Annotated in this window: 16 protein-coding genes; 12 read left to right on the forward strand and 4 right to left on the reverse strand. The window is 71.1% G+C overall.

All coding sequences use genetic code 11. From position 1 onward, the window contains the following. Window positions 1-2: 2 nt before the first annotated feature. The 5 genes from GF068_RS09500 to GF068_RS09520 are packed head-to-tail and all read left to right on the forward strand — an operon-like array spanning window position 3 to window position 6,872. Window positions 3-764, forward strand: coding sequence for a hypothetical protein (locus tag GF068_RS09500; protein WP_153818986.1), 762 nt, complete (start codon window positions 3-5; stop codon window positions 762-764). 33 nt (window positions 765-797) lie between these two features. Further along, entirely contained in the window at window positions 798-2,594 is a 1,797-nt protein-coding gene (locus tag GF068_RS09505; RefSeq protein WP_153818987.1) for a PAAR-like domain-containing protein, read from the forward strand. Then, window positions 2,591-4,108: a hypothetical protein gene (locus GF068_RS09510; RefSeq protein ID WP_153818988.1), complete on the forward strand. Its 1,518-nt coding sequence runs from the start codon at window positions 2,591-2,593 to the stop codon at window positions 4,106-4,108. The genes GF068_RS09505 and GF068_RS09510 overlap by 4 nt, the downstream gene beginning before the upstream one ends. Next, a complete protein-coding gene (locus GF068_RS09515; protein WP_153818989.1) occupies window positions 4,105-5,106 on the forward strand; it encodes a hypothetical protein in 1,002 nt (333 codons plus the stop codon). Before GF068_RS09510 ends, GF068_RS09515 begins: the two co-directional genes overlap by 4 nt. Further along, a complete protein-coding gene (locus tag GF068_RS09520; RefSeq protein ID WP_153818990.1) occupies window positions 5,103-6,872 on the forward strand; it encodes a hypothetical protein in 1,770 nt (589 codons plus the stop codon). Before GF068_RS09515 ends, GF068_RS09520 begins: the two co-directional genes overlap by 4 nt. On the opposite strand, the gene GF068_RS09525 is transcribed toward GF068_RS09520, so the two are convergent. Together GF068_RS09525 and GF068_RS09530 are read right to left on the reverse strand one after the other, a co-directional pair. Then, complete coding sequence (locus GF068_RS09525) at window positions 6,873-7,370, reverse strand: hypothetical protein (RefSeq protein WP_153818991.1); 498 nt, start codon at window positions 7,368-7,370, stop codon at window positions 6,873-6,875. A gap of 71 nt (window positions 7,371-7,441) precedes the next feature. Then, window positions 7,442-9,403 carry a DUF2169 domain-containing protein gene (locus tag GF068_RS09530; RefSeq protein ID WP_153818992.1) on the reverse strand — a complete coding sequence of 654 codons (1,962 nt, stop codon included), beginning with the start codon at window positions 9,401-9,403 and terminating at the stop codon, window positions 7,442-7,444. Between the two features lie 109 nt (window positions 9,404-9,512). Between GF068_RS09530 and kamD the strand changes: the two genes are divergently transcribed. Both kamD and kamE read left to right on the forward strand, forming a co-directional pair. Further along, window positions 9,513-11,063 (forward strand): lysine 5,6-aminomutase subunit alpha, encoded by a 1,551-nt coding sequence (gene kamD / locus GF068_RS09535; protein ID WP_153818993.1) that lies wholly within the window; start codon window positions 9,513-9,515, stop codon window positions 11,061-11,063. A gap of 2 nt (window positions 11,064-11,065) precedes the next feature. Further along, window positions 11,066-11,821, forward strand: coding sequence for a lysine 5,6-aminomutase subunit beta (kamE, locus tag GF068_RS09540; protein ID WP_153818994.1), 756 nt, complete (start codon window positions 11,066-11,068; stop codon window positions 11,819-11,821). On the opposite strand, the gene fghA is transcribed toward kamE, so the two are convergent. After that, window positions 11,818-12,657, reverse strand: coding sequence for an S-formylglutathione hydrolase (gene fghA / locus GF068_RS09545; RefSeq protein WP_153818995.1), 840 nt, complete (start codon window positions 12,655-12,657; stop codon window positions 11,818-11,820). The two genes, kamE and fghA, sit on opposite strands and share 4 nt — an antisense overlap. A gap of 4 nt (window positions 12,658-12,661) precedes the next feature. Then, window positions 12,662-13,300, reverse strand: a complete 639-nt coding sequence (locus tag GF068_RS09550) for a class I SAM-dependent methyltransferase (RefSeq protein WP_153818996.1) — start codon at window positions 13,298-13,300, stop codon at window positions 12,662-12,664. A 172-nt stretch (window positions 13,301-13,472) separates the two neighbouring features. On the opposite strand from GF068_RS09550, the gene GF068_RS09555 reads away from it, so the two are divergent. The 5 genes from GF068_RS09555 to GF068_RS09575 all read left to right on the forward strand — a co-directional run bounded on the left by GF068_RS09555 (window position 13,473) and on the right by GF068_RS09575 (window position 21,176). Then, entirely contained in the window at window positions 13,473-14,342 is an 870-nt protein-coding gene (locus GF068_RS09555; protein ID WP_153818997.1) for a hypothetical protein, read from the forward strand. Window positions 14,343-14,486: 144 nt separating this feature from the next. Next, on the forward strand, window positions 14,487-15,764 hold the full coding sequence (locus GF068_RS09560; RefSeq protein WP_153818998.1) for a DUF1552 domain-containing protein: 1,278 nt from the start codon (window positions 14,487-14,489) through the stop codon (window positions 15,762-15,764). Beyond that, window positions 15,761-18,154 carry a DUF1592 domain-containing protein gene (locus tag GF068_RS09565; RefSeq protein ID WP_153818999.1) on the forward strand — a complete coding sequence of 798 codons (2,394 nt, stop codon included), beginning with the start codon at window positions 15,761-15,763 and terminating at the stop codon, window positions 18,152-18,154. Before GF068_RS09560 ends, GF068_RS09565 begins: the two co-directional genes overlap by 4 nt. A gap of 23 nt (window positions 18,155-18,177) precedes the next feature. After that, window positions 18,178-19,002, forward strand: coding sequence for a PhzF family phenazine biosynthesis protein (locus GF068_RS09570; RefSeq protein WP_338046306.1), 825 nt, complete (start codon window positions 18,178-18,180; stop codon window positions 19,000-19,002). 44 nt (window positions 19,003-19,046) lie between these two features. Continuing rightward, a complete protein-coding gene (locus GF068_RS09575) occupies window positions 19,047-21,176 on the forward strand; it encodes a serine/threonine-protein kinase (protein WP_153819000.1) in 2,130 nt (709 codons plus the stop codon). The last annotated feature ends 1 nt before the right edge of the window (window position 21,177 follow it).

Below are 21,177 nucleotides of genomic sequence, written 5' to 3' on the forward strand. Positions count from 1 at the left end.
CGATGGCCCACGCGAACTACATCTATCGAATCCTCCACCGGCCAGCGTCGCGCGCCCGCGCCCTCGTGAACGGCATTCCGATCTACCAGCGCACGCCGACGGCGAACGTCACGCCGGTCGGACCGCTGACGCACTGGCTCGTCTCGGGCGAGAACACGATCACGGTCGAGCTCTTCCCGGCCCCGCCCTCGCCGCTCACACCCTACCTCGGGCCGCATTTCGCGATCTTCGTGCTCGACGCGGAGGACCAGGACACGCCCCTCTTCTCGTGGGAATACCCCACGAGCGTCGCGAGCCTCGGCCTGCCGATCGAGCTGCCGCTCGTGGGCGGCGGCGCGCTCCACATCCCGGGCGAGTTGCCCGAGCCCGTCTATCGGCGCGGCTCGCGCGAGGATTTTCCGGTGGAGGGCACGCGCGAGCAGATCGACGCCGTGCGCGAGCTCTACGACGCGTTCGCCACGCGCGACGCGGCGCGCTTCGAGGCCGCGATGGAGCTCAAGGTCACGACGTTCGAGCGATATTACGGGCCGCAGCCGCTCTCGCGCGTCGAGGCCTTGCAGAAGATCAACCAGCCCTGGGTGATGGAGCCCTTCGACGCGCACGACCTGCGCTTCGACCGCCACGCGGACGGCCGCGTGGCCTACGTGCGCCGCGAGTCCGGCAAACCCGCCGTGCGCGCGGTTCATCGGGACCAACCGTATTTCGGCTGGGGCTCCGATTTCTACATGACCCGGCTCGACGGGCGCTGGCGCATTTTCGTGTGAAGAACCCGCGGTGAGGCGACGGAGGGACGAGCGATGGGCGCGACCGTAACGAACGAGGACCTCGGGATCACCACGAAGACCAGCGACCACACGGCGGCGACCGTGGGGCCGACGGACGTCTGCTACGACCCGCCGAAGCAAGTGCCCGTCCCGCACCCGAATCACGTCACGACGGACAAGGCGGTCGAGCATACGAGCGGCAAGACGCTCTTTCAGAATGGCAACGTCGTGCGCGTCGGCGAGGCGATCACGCCGAGCGACCCGGCGCACGCGGACACGGGCGGCGGCGTGGTGAGCGGCACGTACCGCGAGGAGGCGCGGGCGACGAGCGGCTCGCCGAACGTCCGCGTCGAGGGCAAGCCGCCCGCGCGGACCGACGACCCCACGACGCAGAACCATTCGAATACGACGGGCAAGATCTTCCAGGTCGTGCCGCCGGGGCTGCTCGACGACAACCCCGAGGAGTTCTTCAAGCGCTGCTCCTACGACACGTCGAAGATCAAGGCCGGCGACGACAAGGCCCCGTTCGTCGACAACATGCCGCAGATCGACACGAAGCGCGGCGAGACGATCACGATCGAGGCGACGCGCAAGAACGCGAAGGTGCAGAACGCGCCGCCGGAGTGTGTCCAGCCGACGCACATGAAATGGCTGGTGAGCCGATCGGGCGGCCTGACGAAGCTCGGCGCCGCGGTCCCGGAGCGGTCGGAGGAGCTCTCGGGCGACACGATCACCCTCGACGATGGCTGGAACGTGCCTTATGGCGGGCCGATCGATTTCTCGGGCGAGTTCAAGGCCAACGAATCCGACGTGGCCAAGCGGTCGGCCATCCAGCAAAAGAACACCTACGCGCAAGAGAACGCGGCGGCGCGTGGCTCGTCGCGGGTCGAGAATCAGGACGGGCGCCAGGCGTATCAGCAGGTCAACCAGGATCGGGACGACGCGAAGCAGATCGCGCGCATCGCGAACACGCTGCGCACGTTCGCCGAGTTCTTGTGGGCGTGGCGCGCCTATCAGGATCCCCTGCGGATCCTGATCACCGGCCGCGCGTGCAGCGGCTCGGTCAGCTACGAGGTGCATTGTTATCCCGAGGGGGAGTACAGCTTCGATCTCCCGCTCGACGGCCTCGTCAACGCGGTGCAATGGCTCAGCCGCGCGCTCACGGTCGTGCGGCAGGTCGGCCAGCTCGCGAACGTCCAGGTCGAGAACAGCCTCGTGGCCCCTGGCTCGGACGTGAAGATCTCCGTCAAGTTCGCCTGGAAGATCGGCGAAGAGGAGGAGATTTACCGCGCGATCCGGGAGGCGGAGCTCACGCTCACCGGGACGCTGCTCGAATGGAAGTTCGAGGTGAGCTGCCCGCTCACGAATTTCCTCTCGATCATCCCCTGGGGCGGCCGCCTCCTGGCCGAGGCCATCGGCTGGCTCATCCAGCGCATGGGCATCGAGGCGAGCGTCGGCTTCACCGTCGAGGTGAAGCTCTCCGCGCAGGCGTTCGTGTCGTTCAAATGGACGAAGGCCAAGGGCTGGCACTGGGACTCGGCGGGGATCCGGCTCCCGATCGAGTTCAAGTTCTACTTCTTCCTCCGCGTCCAGGTGCGCGACTCGCTGCACTGCGAGGGCCGCGCCCAGGTCGAGGCCAACCCCGCGGCGGAAATCTCCCCCGGTGACGCGGGCCTCATGCTCAAATCCGCGAAGTTCGACATCAAGGTCAGCCTCAACGGCCTGATACGTGTCGACGTCTGGTTCTATTCGTACGAACAGACGGGCTCGTGGGAGATCTGGAAAACCGAGGTTCAGGAGACCGATCTCTGCACCCTCATCTCGAATTGATGTATCCGGAAAAAATACCCTTCCGCCGCATCCTCGTCGCGGAGTCGCCCGTGCGCCCGCCCGGCGAGCGTCACGCCAAACCTTTACCTTGCCAGGTCGGCCTCCTGCCCTGGGTCGTCGATCGGAACTGGCTCACGATCTGCGTCCTCGCGACGTTTCGCTTCGACCCGAGCTCCTCGCTCTCGCCGATCCCGCTCGAGCCCGCGCCGCCGCGGCGCCTCCACGCGGGCCCGAGCGAGCCCGGCGAGCCCGCGCGTTTCGACGATTTCGTCCCCATGCGCCTGGCCGTCGATCTCACGCTGACCGGGCACGTGGAGATCCTCCCCATGCCCTCGGGGACGCTCGGGCCTCGCCTGCCGGCGCGGCACGCCGAGGTGGGCCTCGGGGATCGGCGGCTCCGGTTCGAGGTGCAGGCGGACGAACCCGGTCGAATCCCGCTCCGGCCGCCGTACACGCGGGCGCTGCACGGCCGCGCGATCGACCTCGGCCCCGCGCCGTGCCACGACGGATCGAGGCACCATTTCCAGCACCCGGAGGACTTCGATCTCCGGGCCTACCAGGCGGGGACGTTCGAGATCGCCTACGAGCCCGACGAGGTGAAATCGATTTACATCGCGGGGCTCGGGCCGGATCCGGCCGGCGCGATGGAGATCGCCTTGCCGGCATACGCGCCGCGCGCGCTCGTCGATTACATGCAGCCCCGCGTGCGCCGCGGGGACGTGCGGCTCTTCCTCGACGGCGTCGCGATCGACCTCGACCAGTCTACGGTCGACGTGACCTGGCGCGGGCTCGTGGAGACCACGGACAAACCACACCTCGACGTGGATCGGATCGTCCTCGGCTGGGCGCCGCCCGCGCGCTGGACCGAGGATCCACAAGGCGCGTGGGACGACAACCTGCGCGAGCTGCCGCGCGGGAGGTTTCGTTACGCGGTCACGCGCGAGGACGCGCGCAAGGGCGAGGACCCGCCCGCGCTGCGGGAAGAAGAGCTCTTGATGGCGCGGTACGAGACGTGGGGACACCCGAACGCAGCCGAGCCGGAGATGCCGCCGCACGAGGCGGCCCAGGTCGCGGCGGAGCTCTCCGAGGGCCGGTGGACACGCGCCGAGGTGCTCGCGCGCCACGGGATCGACGAGTACACGTGGGGGATCGAGGAGCGCGCGTGGGCGCAGAGGCTCGCGAGCGTGCGCGAGGAGCCCGACGGCGGGCCGAGCGCGGAGTACGTCCGGGCCTTCCAGCGCGCCTCGCAGGAGCTCGCGACGCCGCGGGAGGCCGAGATCACGCCGGAGGAGTTCGTGGAGATCGCGGCGAAGATGAGGCGCGAGGATCCGACGAAGGTGCTCGCGAAGGCGGGGCTCGGGATCGCGGCGTTCGGGCGAATCGAGCGGCGGTTCCGGGAGAAGGCTGCCGAGGACAAGGCGTTCGCCGCGGAGCTCGCGCGCCTCGTGGAAGGCGAAGAGACGCGGTACGAAGGGCCGAAGGGCGGCGAGACGAGCGAGGAGGGCCGCGGATGACGATGGGGTTCGTCGCGGGCGTGGGGATGTCGTCGCCGCTCGGGCTCGACGCGCGGCAATCGGCGCTCGTCTTGCGCGCGCGAAAGATGTCGCCGGGCAGGACCGGGCACAAGGATCGGCGCGGCGGCTTCGCGGGGGACGTGCGCTCGCTGCGCCTCGACGACGCGCTCACGGGCCGCGAGCGGCTGATCGAGCTGGCCAGGCCGGCGCTCGCGGAGGCCGTGCGCGGGCTCGGCGCGGCGAAGGGTCCGATCCCGCTCTTCGTGTCGCTGCCGCCGCGGCGCGCGGAGGCGGAAGAGCCACTCGGCCCGGATTTCCTCGACGTGCTCGGCAAACGCGCGGGCGTCGACGTCGCGCTCGCGGCGTCGGAGGCCGTGGTGCTGGGGCACGCGGGGTTCGCGGCGGCGCTCGCGAAGGGCCTCGCGGCGCTCGCCGCGCCCGGGGCGGGCCCGTGCGTGGTCGTGGGCGGCGTGGACAGCCATCACGATCCGGCGGTGCTCGCGGCGCTGGACGAGGAGCGGCGCTTGCACGCCGAGGGGGCGTGGAACGGGTTCATCCCGTCGGAGGCGGCGGCGTTCGTGGTGCTCGCGCGGCAGGGCGCGGCGCCGCCGCTCGCGCGGCTGCTCGCGGTCGCGACGGGGATGGAGCGCGAGGACGGGACCGAGATCGGCGAGGCCGCGACGGAGGTCGCGCGAAACGTGGCGGGGGTGATGCGCGCGCCCGTGCCCTGGGTCTTGCCGGACGTGAACGGGGAGCGGCACCGCGTGAAGGAGTGGAGCTTCGTGCGTATCCGGAACCGGGAGGCCTTCGACGAGGCCAGGACCGTCGAGACGCGCCTCTACGACGAGCTCGGCGACGTGGGCGCGGCGAGCGGCGCGGTGCACGCCGCGTACGCCTGTTTGGCCTTCCGGCTCGGGTTCGCCCCCGCGCCGGAGGTGCTCGTCACGCTCGCCTCGGAAGGCCCCGCGCGCGGCGCGTTTGCCCTGGGGGCCGCATGATGCTCTCGAGCGCGTCTCTCACGACGTCGACGCGGCCGCTGCTCGAAGGCGTCCGCTCCGCGCTGGAAGAGAGCCTGCTCGCGATCGCCGATCGGGCCGATACGGTCGAGGTCGCAGGCACCCTCCGCGAGGGCATCGCCCTCCTGAGCCGCCTCGTCGAGGCCGACGCGCAGGACGGCGACGCCCTCGAAGCCCTCTCGCGCACCTCGGCCGCGCTCCAGGCGGCTTGCGACAAGCTCACGAACGACGAGGTGGTCCGAAAACGCGTCGAGGGCGCGGCGCGCTGGCTCTCGGACGCGAGCGAGCGCCTGCGTGGGCGTTTGCCCGTCAGGGCCCTGGGGGCGGCCGCGGACGCGAAGACGGACGAGCTCGTCGCGAGTATCGGCGTGCCACGCGCGCATGTGGTCTTCGTGCCGCCACCGCGGGTGCTCACGCGGGAAGAGGCGATGAACGCGGAGGGCGCGCGCGGCCGGGCCCTGCTCGAATCGTCGCGCAGCGCCGCGGGGGATCTCGCGCAGATCCGCGCCATCGCCCGTGATTGTTTCGAGGACATCGCGAGCCTCGGCAGCCTGCGCAGGCTCTACGATCACGAGCCCTGGGTCGACGCCGGCCCCTTCGAGCAGCGCCTGCTCGACAGCCTCGACGCGCTCGTCGCGCTCGAACGGCCGCTCGACCCGGCCGCGCCCTCGCTCGGGCTCGTCGAGTCACTCTTCGCGTACGCGATCGAGTGGGTCGTGCCCGATTTCGGGCGGACCTTCGCGCTCGCCTTCACGCTCTGCTGCCTCGACGCGGAGACGGCGATGCGCTGGGTCGTCCTGGCGCTGCGCCGCTCGCATCCGCGGACGTATCCGGCCTTCGTCGACGCGTTCGCGCTCGGCTCGAACGAGGCGATCGATCGCACGCTCGTCGAGCTCTGCCGCGAGGACGATCCGGCGCTCGTCGAGGTCGCGCTCGAGGCGATGGCCCGGCGCGGCCGCGTGGACATGGCGAGCGCGGTGCTCCTGCTCATGCGGCCCTCTTCGCCTGCGGTCCTCGAGAAGGCGATCGACCTCGCGGCGCGCCTTCCCGCGCAGGCAGCCACGCCGCTGCTCTCGCGCCTCGTCTCCGGCGCCGACCCCGACGCCGCCGCGAGCGCCGCCGCGGCCCTCACGACGCTCGGCGACGCGAGCGGCCCGAAGCACCTGCGCGCCGTGCTCCAGCGGCCCCGCGTGGACGACGCCGCCTCCCTGCGCGCGCGCCGCGTCGCCCTCGAGGCGCTCTGCCTGCTCGGCAGCCCCTTCGATCGGAACCTCGTCGGCACGGAGGCGAGCCTCGATCGTGGGGGTTTGCCCCTGCTCGGCTGGCACGGGCACCCCGATCACGTGCCCGTGCTGATCGAGGGCATCCGCCGCGCGGCGGCGGACGGCATGTTCGAAGAGGCCGATCGGATCGCGCGGGCCCTCGAGCGGATCGGCGGCGGCACGGCGCCGCGACCGGGCGCGATGGAGGGCGGCGACTTCGAGCAGCGGCTCGCGGCGTGGTTACGCGTGTTCGAGGAGCGCAGGCCCACGGGCAACCCTCGTCTGCGCTTCGGCCAGGTCTTCTCGCCGGGCCAGATCCTCAGCGAGCTCTCGGCGCGGACCACGCGGCAGGGCGAGCGGCCGATGCTCGCGCGTGAGCTCGCGCTCGTGACGCGCCGGGCCGTTCACCTCGACGTCGCGGGCTGGGTCGCCGTGCAGGAGCGCGCGCTCGCCGCGGCGCGTGAGCTCTTGCCCCGACAGACCTGATCAGTTCAGCCGCAACATCCGCCCGACGATCTTGTGCACGCCCTCCGCGCGCGACAGGATCCGCTCGGCGTACGTCTCGACCTCGCCGATCGCACGCAGCACCACGGCGGCCGTCTGCGCCGAGAGCGAGAGCTCCTCGCCGGCCTCGAGCGTGATGCGCTTGGCCTGGATGGTGTACGTCTCGGCCGCGTCCACGCCGGGCGTGGGCTGCGTGCGCAGCGCGCCGAGGACGACCAGCGCGCCGCCCTCGCCTTCCTCGACGAGCACGCGTTCGTGCCTCGCGCGGGCGCCTTCCACGACGGCCTTGTGAACCGACGGATGCAACTTCGCCCGCTCGAGCGTGAGGCCGATCCCGAGCGTCACGCCGTCGTCGTGGATCTCGTGGATCTCGGCCGTGAACAGCGCGGGCCGCGGGGCCGGCTTCGGCACGGGCTGGAGCCGCACCCTACGTTTCTCCGCCGCTGCTTCGATCCCACGCACGATGGTGGCACGCTTCATGGCTCCTCCAGAGATTGCGGATTCTATACGAACGGGCGGGGCGATCGGAGCCCTTCCTCGAGTTCACGGGTTCAAGCGAGCCCGCCGAGGGGCGGCGGCGCGACGCCCGGGGCCTTCGCGGCCTCGAACGCGGCGCAGAGCGCGAGGGCGAGATCACACCGCCCCTCGCGCGCCTCCCCCGCGAGCGCCTCCGCTTGCTGCCGCTCGTGCACGCGCCAGGCGACCTCGTCGACCCCGTACCTCGCGAGCACCTCGTGCAGCGCGGCGCGTGCGCCCCAGAGATCGACCTTGATGCGCGCGTATCGCTCGATCGAGAGCTCGCCGGGCGAGGGCACGACGTCTCCCGCCAACGGCACCGTGTCTCCCGCCAACGGCACCGTGTCTCCCGCCAACGGCACCATGGCTCCCGCCGAGGGCACCATGGCTCCCGCCGAGGGCACCATGGCTCCCGCCAACGGCACCACGTCTCCCGACAACGGCACCACGGCTCCCGCCGAGGGCACCATGGCTCCCGCCAACGGCACCACGGCTCCCTCCGAGGGCACGACGTCTCCCGCCAACGGCACCACGGCTCCCGCCAACGGCACCACGGCTCCCGCCAACGGCACCACGGCTCCCGTCGAGGGCACCACGCTTCCCGGCGCCGACAGCACGAACAGCGGCGACGCCGCGGCGCTCGGCTTCGCGAACGGCAGGGCCGCGTCGGGCTGGATCACCGGCTTCCGTTCCGTCTCCGGCTCCGGCTCCTCCTCGACGACCGGCTCCGGCGCCCGGAAGGGCAACGCCGACGGCGGACGGAAAGGCAACACCGACGGCGCTCTGGCTTCTGCCCGCGGGACGAGCGTCTCCGTCCCGTCATCGTCCGGAGCGATCGCGCCCGCCGCGACGAAGGGCAGCACCGGCGCGGCCGCCGGTTGCAGGCTGCTCACCGGGATCTGACGCGTCGGCGTGCGCTGAAACGGCGTCGGCGCGAACGGGAGCGCGGCGGCGGGCTTTGGGGTCGACGCCTCGATCGACGGCGGGATCGGCACCGTGCGTGCGGGCGGGGGCCGTTCGGGCATCGGCGCCGGGATCCCCCGTGTCGGCGCGACGACCACGATCCCCTCCTCCTTCGGGTGCCGGAGCGGCACGGCCGCGCGCCACGTCACGCTGCAGACCCCTCGATCCGCGTCGACGAGCAACGTATCGGCGCGCAGCCAGACCTCCTGCGGGTTGCCCCCGCTCCTCGTCACCATCGCGCGGGGCCGCACGTCCTCGATCACCGCGATCATCCGCGGCAGCTCGGGGTGCAGGTGCTCGAGGAGGAGCTGCGCCTGGGCCGGGAGCTCGGTGATCTGCTGGTCCGTCGGGGCCGCGTTGAAGTACGACGCGTCCACGCCCGCGGGCAGCGGCTGCTCGTGCCACGCCTCGTGCGACCACGCGCTCCGATGCGCGAGCAGGTGCTCCACGCGCGAGGGCCAGCGCGGCGCGATCGGGCCGAACCCGACGGGCGGGATCTCCTGCGTCGGGCTCCGCAGCACGAAGCCGAGCGGCTCGAAGTTCGGCGGAGGCGCCGGCGTCGTCACGTCCACGCTCGGCGCGATCCCCACCGGGTTCCACGACCGCGGGCCCCCGGCCGCGCGCATCCAGCGCAGCGGCATCCGCGTGAACGGCGCCGGCTCCGAGAGCCTGCCGTCGGGCATCCAGAACCGGTCGCCGTGTACGGCGATCGCCTTGTCGAGTGGCCCCACCACGAGGCGCGCGACGAGCGACGCCACGGCTTGCCCGTGCGGCGCCCACGCGTGCCCCACGACCATCACGTCCACGCGCCGCTTGAAGGGCGCGAGGTCCGTCGGCAAGCGGACGCTGCGCGGCGCGCCGTCTTGCCAGTACATGTCCGCCGCCTGGGGTGCGTCCGGCGTGCCCACGAGCTCGCACGGGCCGTTCCGCAGCGCGTAGGTCGCCTTGCAGACGACCGTCATCACGAAGGCATCGGGGCGTGGCTGCCAGACGAGCTTCGCCACGACGAGCGGGGAGGTCGCGGAGACGTGCACGCGCCGAGCTTACCATCGCGCCGCTCGCTCGAAGAGCCTCGGATCACGCGCCTCCGGCGCGGGGCGCGGCACATTGACAATCGGGCCCATCCGCGGCATTCCGAGCCCCATGGCCAAGGTCCCCCTCGATCACGCCACGGTCGACGCGTGCCGCGCCGCGGCGGCTGCGATCGCCGACGACGTCCAGCGCTTCATCGATCGCCACACGACCGTGGGCATCGAGCGCACCGTCGCGCGCGCCTACGGCGTCACGGGCGCGGATCCCGAGGGCACGCCGCTCGCGAACGCGCTCGTCGACCGCATCCACAAGGCGGGCCTCGCGGGCCGCGGCGTCGCCTACTTCCTCGGCCGCGCGCTGCTCGACGGGGCGAGCTCCGCGCAGGAGGCCGCCGAGCAGATCGCCTACGGCGGCGCCTCGCTCGAGGTGGAGGGAGGCCCGACGACGAACGAATGCCGCGGCGCGCTCGAAGCGGAGACCCGCAAGGCCATCACCCGCATCGACGAGGCGCGTGGCGCGCGCGAGCGGTTCAAGGCGCGCTTCCCCGCCGCCGAGATGCCGCTCAAATACGTGATCGTCGCGACGGGCAACATCTACGACGACGCGGTGCAGGCCAAGGCGGCGCGCTTCGCGGGGGCGGACATCGTCGCCGTCATCCGCGCGACGGCGCAATCGCTGCTCGATTACGTGCCCGAGGGCCCGACGACCGAGGGGTATGGCGGGACGTACGCCACGCAGGAGAACTTCCGCATCATCCGCAAGGCCGCCGACGAGGCGAGTGAAGAGACCGGAAGGTACCTCGCCCAGACGAACTATTCGTCGGGCCTGTGCATGAGCGAGATCGCGTGGATGGGGGCGGTCGAGCGGCTCGACATGCTGCTCAACGACGCGATGTACGGCATCCTCTTCCGCGACATCAACATGGAGCGGACGTTCGTCGATCAATACTTCTCGCGCCGCATCGTGGCGCGCAGCGGGCTCGTCATCAACACGGGCGAGGACAACTACCTCACGACGGCCGACGCGGTGGAGAAGGCGCACACCGTGCTCGCCTCGCAGTTCATCAACGAGGCGTTCGCGCGGCGCGCGGGGCTCTCGGACGAGCAGATGGGCCTCGGCCACGCCTTCGAGATCGACCCCTGGCTCGAGGACTCGTTCCTCTTCGAGCTCGCGCAGGCGCAGCTCATCCGGCAGATCTTCGACAAGCACCCCATCAAATGGATGCCGCCCACGAAATTCAAGACGGGCGACGTCTTCCACAGCCACGTGCACGACGCCATGTTCAACCTCGCGGGCGTCATGACGCACCAATCGATCGCGCTGCTCGGCATGTTCAGCGAGGCGATCCACACGCCGCTCTTGATGGACCGCTACCTCTCGCTGAAGAGCGCGAAATACGTCTTCGGCACGGCGCGGCACCTCGGCGACGAGATCCAGTGGAAGCCCGGCGGCGTCGTGGAGCAGCGCGCCAAGGAGGTGCTGCTGAAGGCGCACGAGCTTTTGGTGCAGGTGAAGGGCGACAGCATCTGGGACGCGATCGGCTGGGGCGCGTTCGGCGACGTGAAGCGCAAGCGCACGGGCGGCAAGGGGCACGCCGGCGTGGTGGCGCGTGACCCCGAGTATCTGAACCCGATCCTCGACGAGCTCGAAGGAGGCCGCTGACCATGGCGAAATGGCTACGCGCTTACGGCGACCGTGAAGGCGACGGGATGGTGCAGATGACCTTCACGCTCGCGATCCTGCCCGGGGACCGCGCGCGGGAAGGGGCGAAGCGCTTCGCCGAGGCCCACGGCCTGAAGGAGCCGCTCGTCACCACGATGGAGCAATGCTCCCAGGCGCACACGTATTTCGTGGTGTACGGGCATTCGGCGCACCAGGTCGACGTCGATTCGATCGACGTCGCCGAGCTCGCCGCGAAGCCACTCGCGCGCGAGCAGATCGAGGCCATGGGCAAGGAGCTCGGCCGCAAGATCGTGGTCGTCGGCGCCTGCACGGGCTCGGACGCGCACACGGTCGGGATCGACGCGATCCTCAACTACAAGGGCTTCGCCGGGGAGAAGGGGCTCGAGAGTTACAAGTGCTTCGACGCGCACAACCTCGGCGCGCAGGTCGAGAACGTCGAGCTCGCCGAGCGCGCCAAGGCGCTCGGGGCGGACGCGATCCTCGTCTCGCAGGTGATCACGCAGCGCAATTGCCACAAGGAGAACGCGGCGGCGCTCATCGATCTCCTGCAGAAGGAGGGCGTGCGGGACAAATTCTTGCTCCTGCTCGGCGGCCCGCGTATCGACAACAAGCTCGCGCTGGAGCTCGGGTATGAAGGCGGATTCGGCCCGGGCACGAAGCCGTCGACGGTCGCCGCGTTCGTGGCGGAAGAGGTGCTGCGTCGCGCGAAGGGGAAGAGCGTCGATCCGAGGCGCTAACGTAATGCGGCCGCGTGGTGCTCCACGTGGTCGCGCATGAACGTCGCGATGAAATAATAGCTGTGGTCGTACCCCGGCTGCATCCGGAGCGTCAGCGGGTGCCCCGCGGCCTCACACGCCGCGCGGAGGAGCTCCGGCTGCAATTCACGCGTGAGGAATTGATCCGCGTCGCCCTGATCGATCAAGATCGGCAGCCGCTCCTTCGCCTCCCGCACGAGCTCCGTCGCGTCCCACGCCTTCCACGCCTCTCGATTCGACCCGAGGTACGCGGAGAACGCTTTTTCGCCCCAGGGCACCCGGCTCGGCGCCACGATCGGCGAAAATGCCGACACCGAGCGATATCGACCCGGGTGCCGGAGCGCGAGCGTGAGCGCCCCGTGACCGCCCATCGAATGCCCGAAGATCCCGCGCCGATCCGGCGAGGCCGGCAGGTGCGCCTCCACGAGCGCGGGCAGCTCCAGCGCCACGTATTCGTGCATGCGGTAATGCCGCGCCCACGGCTCCGTCGTCGCGTCCACGTAAAACCCGGCCCCTTGCCCGAGGTCGTAGGCCGGATCGTCCGCCACCCCCTCGCCGCGCGGGCTCGTGTCCGGCGCGACCACGATGATCCCGTGCCGCGCCGCGTGCTCCTGCGCGCCCGCCTTCGTCACGAAGTTCTGCTCCGTGCACGTGAGACCCGAGAGCCAGTAGAGGACCGGGCAGCGCCCGGACTCGGCCTGCGGGGGCAGGTACACGCCCACGTTCATGTCGCAGCCGAGCGCGCGCGACGCGTGCCGCAGCACCTTCTGGTGGCCGCCGAAAGAGCGATTGCTCGATACCTGGGTGAAAGGGTTCATCCGATCACCCCGTCCGCTCGATCGACACGAGCCACGCCTCCGCGTATCCCTTGCCGCCGAGCATGTGCTCGTACCGCGCCGGCCGGAGCTCGTGCACCTTCCAGCCGGCCGCGAAGGCCTTTCGGAGGTCCGCCTCCGCGAGCCGCCGCGGCCCTTCGTTCCCGGGCTCGCGATCACTCCAGACGAGCGCGTGATACATGCTGCCCGGACGAACCACGTGCGCCAGGCTCTCCACGTATCGCGCCCGCATCTCGCTGCCGAACACGTGGAGCAGCCCCGAATCGAGCACCGTGTCGAACGTCCGCCCGAGCATGACGAGCTCGAGCGCGTTTCCCTGCACGAATTGCACCGATACGGCCTTTTCCGCGGCGCGCGCCCGGGCCTTCACGAGCGCGTTCTCCACCATGTCGAGCGCCGTCACCACGTGCCCCCGCGCCGCGAGGAAAATCGCGTTGTCGCCGGGCCCGCAGCCCACGTCGAGAATATCGCCCCGGAACCCGCCTGCCTCCGCCAGCGCCACGATGTCCGCCTGGGGCCGGCCGATGTCCCAGGGCGCGTGGACGCCCTCCGCGTAGGCATGCTGAAAAACGCTTGCGTCCGGGGGCGCCGCCGGTTCTTTCGCCTCTTCGCCTTCGATCGCCATCACGCCTCCTCGTCTCGTCGAGCTGGTCGCTCTCCATGTGCCGGAGGCGCGCCGCCTGCAAGCTTTTGCGGCCGCAGTTTCGTGCGCGACCGGCCCCGCCGACCGGGAGCCCTCGACGCCGCGCGGCGCGAGCGGTAGGAGAGGAGACTCCCGAGGTCGAAACGCCCGCGCCATGCGTCTTCTCCAAGCGCCCCTTTGCCTCCTTGCATTTGCCTTCGTGGCCTCGCCCGGCGCCGCGGCGGCCGCGCCTCCGGAGGACCTCGCCGCGCAAAAACAGGCCTGCGCCGACGCCTCCGAGCAAGGCCAGGAGCTGCGCGATCAGGGCAAGCTGCTCGCCGCACGAGAGCGCTTCCTCGCTTGCGCCGCCGAGGCCTGCCCGCCCATCGTCCGCAAGGACTGCGCCGGTTGGCTCGACGACCTCGACGAGCGCACCCCCTCGATCGTCCTCGATGCCCGTGATCCCGCGGGCAAGGACCTCACCGACGTCCGCGTCCTCGAGGGCGGGCGCGTGCTCGCCGCCTCCCTCGACGGCAAGGCGATCGCGCTCGATCCCGGCGAGCACCACCTCCGCTACGAATGGAGCGGCGCCCCCGCGATCGAGGAGCACGTCGTCCTCCGCGAGGGCGAGCGACGCAGGCGCCTCACCGTGCGCTTCGCCGCCCCCGCGCCTCCCGCGCCCGAAATTCCCGCGCCTCTCGCCCCTCCGCCTCGCCCCCTGCCCCTCGCGCCCCTCGTCCTCGGCGGCGTGGCCCTCGCGGGGGGCGCGGCGTTCGCGGGCCTCGCCGCGAGCGCAAAAGCCGATTACGACGACCTCGACGCGACCTGCGCGCCGCGCTGCACCTCCGACGTCATCGAGCCCGTCCGCACCAAGCTGATCCTCGCCAACGTCTCGCTCGGCGTGTCCGTCGTCTCCCTCGGCGTGGCCACGTTTTTGTGGTTCGATCGGCCGGCCGATCCACGCGCCAAACCCCGGACGACCGCCTTCGCCGTCGCGCCCCTGCCCGGCGGCGCCGCCGCGTTTTTCGGCGGCCCGCTGCCGTGATCGACCCGGCCGGGGGTGATCTGCGCGATCACCCCCATGAACGATCCGATCATCCCACGCGGATCACCCCCCGCCACAACCCTTCGTTTGAAGGCATTTTCGTGATTGCCGGCGCCGGCACGCTCGTTGCGATGAGGCCGGGCCATGAAGCACCTCCCCCGACGCCGCTTCCTCTCGGGCCTCGGCGCGGCCCTCGTCGCCGCCCCCGTCCTCGGCCTCCTCGCGCGTGACCTCCGCGCCGAAAACGCGACGCCGGCCCGCCGCCTCGTCGTGTTTTTTTCGCCCAATGGCACCATCCACAAACACTGGCGCCCGAGCGGCAGCGGGACGAATTTCTCGTTCCCCGCGGGCAGCATCCTCGAGCCCCTCACGCCACACAAGAGCCGCCTCATCGTGTGCGACGGCCTCGATTTCCACGGCGTCGACAACCACGAGGCGGGCATGGCCGCCATGCTCACGGGCGGCGGCACGCTCGGCACGGAGACGGCCGGAAAGAGCCTCGATCAATACGTCGCGAGCCGCATCGGAAAGGACGATCGATTCCCCTCCCTCGAGCTGGGCGTGCAGACGAGCGCCTGGGGCGGCGGCATCCAGACCCGCATCTCGTATGCCGGCCCCGGGCAATACGTCCCGCCCGACGACAGCCCCAAGAGCGTCTTCACCCGCATGTTCGGCGACGCCGTCGGCGGCCCGGCCGAGCTCGACGCGGCCCTCGCCCGCAAGAAGGGCATCCTCGACCTCCTCCGCGGCGAGATCGGCGCCCTGCGCGGCCAGGTCGGCTCCCACGAGCGCGAGAAGCTCGACGAGCACCTCGAATCGTTGAAGAAGCTCGAATCCGGCCTCCAGGGCCCGCTCTGCGCGCCGCCCGCGGCCCCGCCCCAGGTCGGCACCTACGACAACGACGCGTTCCCCACGATCGGCAAATCCCAGATGGATCTGCTCGTCCTCGCGCTCGCCTGCGACATGACCCGCGTCGCCTCCGTGCAATGGAACCACACCGTCGGCCCCGTCGTCATGAGCTGGCTCGGCGTCGCCGAGGGCCACCACGGCCTCTCCCACAGCGACGACGGCAATGCCAAAGGCGTCGCCGAGTTCGTCGCCACCGAGCGCTGGTACGCCGAGCAGTTCGCCTACCTCCTCGGGCGCCTCGCCGAGACGCCCGATCCGCAGGGCGGCATGCTCCTCGACTCCACCGTCGTCCTCTGGTGCAAGGAGCTCGGCGACAGCCGCCTCCACGATTGCAAATCCGTGCCGTTCGTCCTCGCGGGCGGCGGCGGCCTCGCCACGGGCCAGTACCTGAAATTCGGCGGCGCGCCGCACAACCGCCTCCTCGTCTCCGTCTGCCACGCCCTCGGCCTCGACAACCAGACCTTCGGCGACCCGCAAAAAGGCAAGGGCGTCCTGCCGGAGCTCTTCGCGTGAAACCCCAATCCAAGAACGTGGGAGCCATGGCCATGCTGCGCAAAGTATTTCGCTCGAATTCGCTCCGGATCACGGGCGCCCTCGCCCTCACGGCCGCCTTCGCCGGCTGCCTGGGCGAGGAAGACGGGAAGGGAGGCGTCCCCGGCGTCGTCGGTTGTCCAGACGACCTCGCCTTCTTCCAGAACAACGTCTACGAGCCCCTGCTCGAGAAAAAGTGCTTCGTCTGCCACAGCGAGACGGGCATGGCCGGCGGGAGCCGGCTCGTCCTCGCGCCGCGCGGCGAGCCCGGCGCCCTCGAAAAGAACCTCGAGGTCGCGCGCGCCCTCGCCGTCGATCAAAAGGGCGGCCTCTCCGCCCTGCTCTCGCGCCCCTCGGGCCAGCACCCGAATGGCCACCCCGGCGGCACGATCTTCGAGCCGGGCACCCCCGAATACGCGACCCTCTCGCTCTTCGTCACGCGAACCACCCGCGGCGAGGGCTGCGCCGCGCCCTCCGCCGCCTGCACCACCGTGCAGCCAGGCCCCCGCGTCCTGCGCCGCCTCACCCGGAGCGAATACGACGCCACGATCCGCGACCTCGTCGGCATCCCCTCCGAATGGGGCGCCTCCTTCGTGCCCGACATCGTCATCGGCGGCTTCGACAACAACGAGGACGCGCTCCGCGTGAGCCCCCTCTTCGCCGACCAGGTCCGCCGCGCGGCCGAGGAGATCGCGACGCTCGCCCTGACAAACCCGTCGAGCGTGCTGCCCTGCGACCCGGTCGCCGACGGCCCCGAGGCCTGCGCGGAGACGTTCATCGAGACCTTCGGCAAGCGCGCCTTCCGCCGCCCGCTCGGCGCGGACGACACCACGCGTTACCTCGCCCTCTACCAGACCATCGCCACCAAGGAGGGTTTCTCCGAGGGGATCGAGGCCGTGATCGCGGCCATGCTGCAATCGCCGCATTTCCTCTATCGCACCGAGCTCGGCGACGCGTCCCTCGCGGCCGAAGACGGGCGCGTCCGTTTGACCCCGCACGAGATCGCCACCGAGCTCTCCTACATGCTCTGGGGCACGATGCCCGACGCCGAGCTCTTCGCCGCCGCCGACGCGAATACGCTCGCGACGCCGGAGCAGATCGAGGCCCAGGCCAAGCGCCTGCTCCAGGATCCCAGGAGCGACGAGATCCTCGAGCGTTTCGCCGTCGCCTGGCTCGAGCTCGACCGGATCGAGGCCGCGCCGAAGGACGCGGCGACATACCCGCAATGGAACGCCGAGCTCCGCGCCTCCATGATCGAGGAGACCCGCCTCTTCGTGCGGCACGTGATCCGCAATGGCGAGGGCACGATCGCCGAGCTCCTCGACGCGCCCTACACCTTCACGAGCCCCAAGCTCGCGGCCTATTATGGTCTGCCCGCGCCCGCGGATGCGCAGGACGAGAACGATTTTGGCCTCGTCGATCTCGCCGGCTCCGGCCGCGCCGGCATCCTCACGCACGGCAGCGTGCTCGCCACACACGGTAAACCCGCCGGCTCCTCGCCCGTGCACCGCGGCAAGCTCGTGCGCGAGCGCCTGCTCTGCCAGCCCTTGCCGCCGCCGCCCCCCGGCGTCGTCGCCGAGCCGCCCCCGATCGATCCCACGAAGAGCACGCGCGAGCGATATGCGGCGCACACCACCGTCCCGCTCTGCAAGAGCTGCCACGACCTCGTCGACCCCATCGGCTTCGCCTTCGAGCATTTCGACGGCATCGGCCGGTATCGCGCCGACGAGGGAGGTTTGCCGATCGACGCCTCCGGCGAGATCCTCTCGGCCCCGTCCACCACGGGCACGTTCGAGGGTGCCCCCGCGCTCGCCTCCGTGCTCGCAGGGAGCGCCGACGTCCAGGGTTGTTATGCGCGCTCGTGGCTCCGGTATGCGTACGGCCAGCTCGACGAGGGGCGCCTCGCTTGCCTCTCGAGCCAGGTCGCGGACGACTTCCAGAATGGCAACCTCCGCGTCCTCGACCTCCTCGTCGCGCTCACCCGCACGTCCCATTTCACCGAGCGCGTCGCCGATCCCCCCGAGCCCGGCGTCGATCCCGGCGCGGGCGCGGGCGGCGCGGGCGGAGACCCCACCGGATCGGGCGGCGCGGGCGCGGGCGGCGGCGATCCCGGCCCCACGCTCCCTTACGCCGTGGCCACCACCGTCGACAGCGATTGGGGCGGCGGATATCAGCTCACCGTGCAGGTGACGAACATCGGCAAAGAGCCGCTCACCTGGTCCATCCCGATGAACGTCGACGGCACGATCGCGAACATCTGGAATGCCTCCTACACGGTCACGGACGGCACGACCCATTTCGTGGGCGCGGAGCACAACGCCGTCCTCGCGCCAGGCCAGGCCACGAGCTTCGGCTTCGTCGCGAATCGCTGATCCGGTGTCTCGCGCGATGGGCCGTGGTAAAGCTCGTCGCGGAGGAGACCGTGCCCGAAATCCCGCTCTACCAGATCGACGCCTTCACGCGCCGCGCCTTCGCCGGCAACCCCGCCGCCGTTTGCCCCCTCGACGCGTGGCTCCCGGACGAGACGCTCCAGGCGATCGCCGCCGAGAACAACCTCTCGGAGACCGCGTTTTTCGTGGCGCAGGGCGATCGGTACGAGCTGCGCTGGTTCACGCCCGCGGTCGAGGTCGATCTCTGCGGCCACGCCACGCTCGCCGCTGGATTCGTGGTCCTCGAGCGGCTCGCGCCGCACCTCGGCTCCGTCTCGTTCCACACCCGGAGCGGCGAGCTCGTCGTGCGGCGCGCCGAGGGCGGCCTGCTCTCGATCGACCTGCCCGCGCGCCCGCCTGCGCCGCGCGAGGTCACGGACGCGCTCGCCGAGGCGCTCGGCAAGCGGCCGATCGCGGCTTTTGCCGCGCGGGACCTCGTGGCCCTGTACGAGAGCGCCGAGGACGTGCGCGCGCTCCGGCCCGACATGGCCAGGGTCGCGGCGCTCGATACCTTCGCGGTGGGCGTCACGGCGAGGGGCACGGGGATCGACGCGGACTTCGATTTCGTATCGCGATTCTTCGCCCCGGCGAAGGGCGTCCCCGAGGATCCCGTGACGGGCTCGCTGCATTCGACGCTCGTGCCCCTCTGGGCCTCGCGGCTCGGCCGCGCGCGGCTCCGGGCGCGCCAGGTGAGCGCGCGCGGGGGCGAGCTCGACTGCACGCTCGCCGGCGATCGTGTCCTCCTCGCGGGCGGCGCGGTGCTCGTGATCGAGGGCCGGATGCGCTTCTGAACCGGCTTCCCTGCCGCCGCGCGTCAAGGTATCGTGCTGCGCCCATGATTCCCGCTCTCCGGTGCACCGACCTCGAGCTCACCGACCTCGCCGACGACAAACCCGCGCTCGTCGATCCCGAGACGGGCGAGCCCTCGGGCCTCTCGCTCGTGCAGTGGCTCGGCTCGGGCGGGATGTCCGCCGTATTCCTCGCCGAGCGTGCGGCGGAGACGGCGGCGCCCGGGCTCTCGGAGCTCGCCCCCTCGCGCCTCGCCGTGAAGCTCGTCAAGCCCGGGACCGAGCAGGGCCTCGCGCAGATGGGCATGACGAGCCGGGACCTCGCGCGTCGCGAGATCGAGGCGCTCGAACGGGTGAAGAACCTCGTCCCGCCCAGCGAATTCGTGATCGGTTATTACGGGCACGGCAGCGCCCTCGTCGCCCTCGAGGGTGAATCGCCCCTCGTATTGCCCTGGATCGCGCTCGAATGGATCGAGGCCTCGAGCGAGGGCGCGACGCTCACCGACCGCGTCGGCAAGGCGCGGGAGACCGGCGTCGATCCGGTCCGCGCGCACAGGCTCGTGCGCGGCATGATCGAGGGCGTCCGGGTCCTCCACCACCTCGGCATCCTCCACCGCGACCTCAAGCCCGACAACGTATTCGTCTCCGGCCCCCTCGACGACGAAACGCCGAAGATCGCCGATTGCGGCATCGCGCGGGTCGACGGCCTCCCGCTCGCCACGGTGCAAGGGATCACGCTCGGTTATGGTGGACCCGAGCAGGCGCTCTCGTCCGTCGCGCCCTCGCGGCGCAACCCGCTCGTCGGACCCTGGACCGACGTGCACGCGCTCGCCTCGACGATATGGTTCATGCTCACGGGCGAGGAGTGGTGCCGCTCGATGCCCTCCTGGTACGTGGGCGAGCGGCGCAGCCTGCGCACGGCCAGGAAAATGCACCGCGGCTTCCTGGCCGCGGAGGAGCTCCTCGGGGCCATCGATCTCGCGCTCCGGCAGGGCGCGTCGCCCGTCTTGCCCGAGGGGACCTGGGACCTCGAGGGCGCCGAGTTTTACGAGCCACACGCGCGAAAGCTCCTCGGCGCCTCGATGTTCGAGGGCTCGCCGCCCCGGTTTGCCTCGGCCTCTGCCTTCGCCGAGGCCCTCCTGCCGCCCCTCGAGGCGGCCGCGGCGCGGTGGATCGAGATCGCGGCGCGCGAGCACCAGCCGATGACCTCGTTCCGCAAGACCCGCATTTTGCCGTCCGAGGACGAGGTCTTCGCCGCGATGGACGCGCTCGCTCCGCCTCGCACGGTCCATGAAAAGCCGCTCCTCCTGGAGCCGGGCGGGGTGGTCTTCCTCCCGGGGCCCTGGGGGTTCGCGCGCTCGGGCAGCGAGCTCCATGGTTTGTCCAAAAAGGAGCCCCGCACCTTCTCGATCGACGTCCCCCGGCCTTATCGCGCGCAGATCGCCGCGTCGCGGTGGCTCGTGCGAGGCCCCGGCGGCGGCATTGCCCTCGTCGGCCCGGCCCACGTCCTCTTGCAGCGGGGCGAATCGTTCGTGCAAGGTGTGTTGCCCCGGCGCGTGGACGAGGCTCCGGTCGGTGAAATCGTGGCCGCGCTCGGGGATGGCCGCGCGTTCGGGGTGGTGACGGCCGACGCGGGCGAGGGTGGGCCGGAACTCTGGTTATCGAATGACGGCGTGCGCTGGGCCGAGCCATTGCTCTTGCCGCTCGGCGGGGAGGTCTCGTCGATCACCTCGGGCCCGCTCGGCTTCTTCGTCGCGGGCAGCCTTCGCGGCAAAAAAGCGCGCGCCTTGTGGATTGGATACGATCAGGAGGTCCGCTCCTCGGCGGCGAGCTTGAACGACAAACCCGCCTTGCTCCTCTGCGTGGCCGGCGCCGAGGGCGAGGCGTGGGCGGCGGGCGTGGGAATCGTGATGCGCTTCGATCGTGGGGGCTCCGCGGTCGAGCCCTCCGAAGGCGCCGAGGGAATCCCCGTGGCCATGGGCCTCGACGACGAGGGCGCGCCTTGGCTCGTCACCGAACGCGAGGTGTTTCGGCGGCACGGCGGCGGCGTCGCGCCCGTGTGGAAGCGATATCATACGCAGCCCAAGGGCGCGCCGCGGCTCGTTGCGATCGGTTTTCCGCCGGGTGGCGTGCGGGTGGTGGACGCGGTCGGAGGTGGGGCCGTCTTGCGGACGTGAA

The organism is Polyangium spumosum, assembly GCF_009649845.1.
GTDB classification, from domain to species: domain Bacteria; phylum Myxococcota_A; class Polyangia; order Polyangiales; family Polyangiaceae; genus Polyangium; species Polyangium spumosum.

Coding starts and splice junctions, on each gene's coding strand:
- GF068_RS09515 (WP_153818989.1), top strand. CDS start 4,105: ATGACGATGGGGTTCGTCGCGGGCGTGGGGATGTCGTCGCCGCTCGGG.
- kamD (WP_153818993.1), top strand. CDS start 9,513: ATGGCCAAGGTCCCCCTCGATCACGCCACGGTCGACGCGTGCCGCGCC.
- GF068_RS09500 (WP_153818986.1), top strand. CDS start 3: ATGGCCCACGCGAACTACATCTATCGAATCCTCCACCGGCCAGCGTCG.
- GF068_RS09525 (WP_153818991.1), bottom strand. CDS start 7,370: ATGAAGCGTGCCACCATCGTGCGTGGGATCGAAGCAGCGGCGGAGAAA.
- kamE (WP_153818994.1), top strand. CDS start 11,066: ATGGCGAAATGGCTACGCGCTTACGGCGACCGTGAAGGCGACGGGATG.
- fghA (WP_153818995.1), bottom strand. CDS start 12,657: ATGAACCCTTTCACCCAGGTATCGAGCAATCGCTCTTTCGGCGGCCAC.
- GF068_RS09555 (WP_153818997.1), top strand. CDS start 13,473: ATGCGTCTTCTCCAAGCGCCCCTTTGCCTCCTTGCATTTGCCTTCGTG.
- GF068_RS09505 (WP_153818987.1), top strand. CDS start 798: ATGGGCGCGACCGTAACGAACGAGGACCTCGGGATCACCACGAAGACC.
- GF068_RS09560 (WP_153818998.1), top strand. CDS start 14,487: ATGAAGCACCTCCCCCGACGCCGCTTCCTCTCGGGCCTCGGCGCGGCC.
- GF068_RS09520 (WP_153818990.1), top strand. CDS start 5,103: ATGATGCTCTCGAGCGCGTCTCTCACGACGTCGACGCGGCCGCTGCTC.
- GF068_RS09550 (WP_153818996.1), bottom strand. CDS start 13,300: ATGGCGATCGAAGGCGAAGAGGCGAAAGAACCGGCGGCGCCCCCGGAC.
- GF068_RS09575 (WP_153819000.1), top strand. CDS start 19,047: ATGATTCCCGCTCTCCGGTGCACCGACCTCGAGCTCACCGACCTCGCC.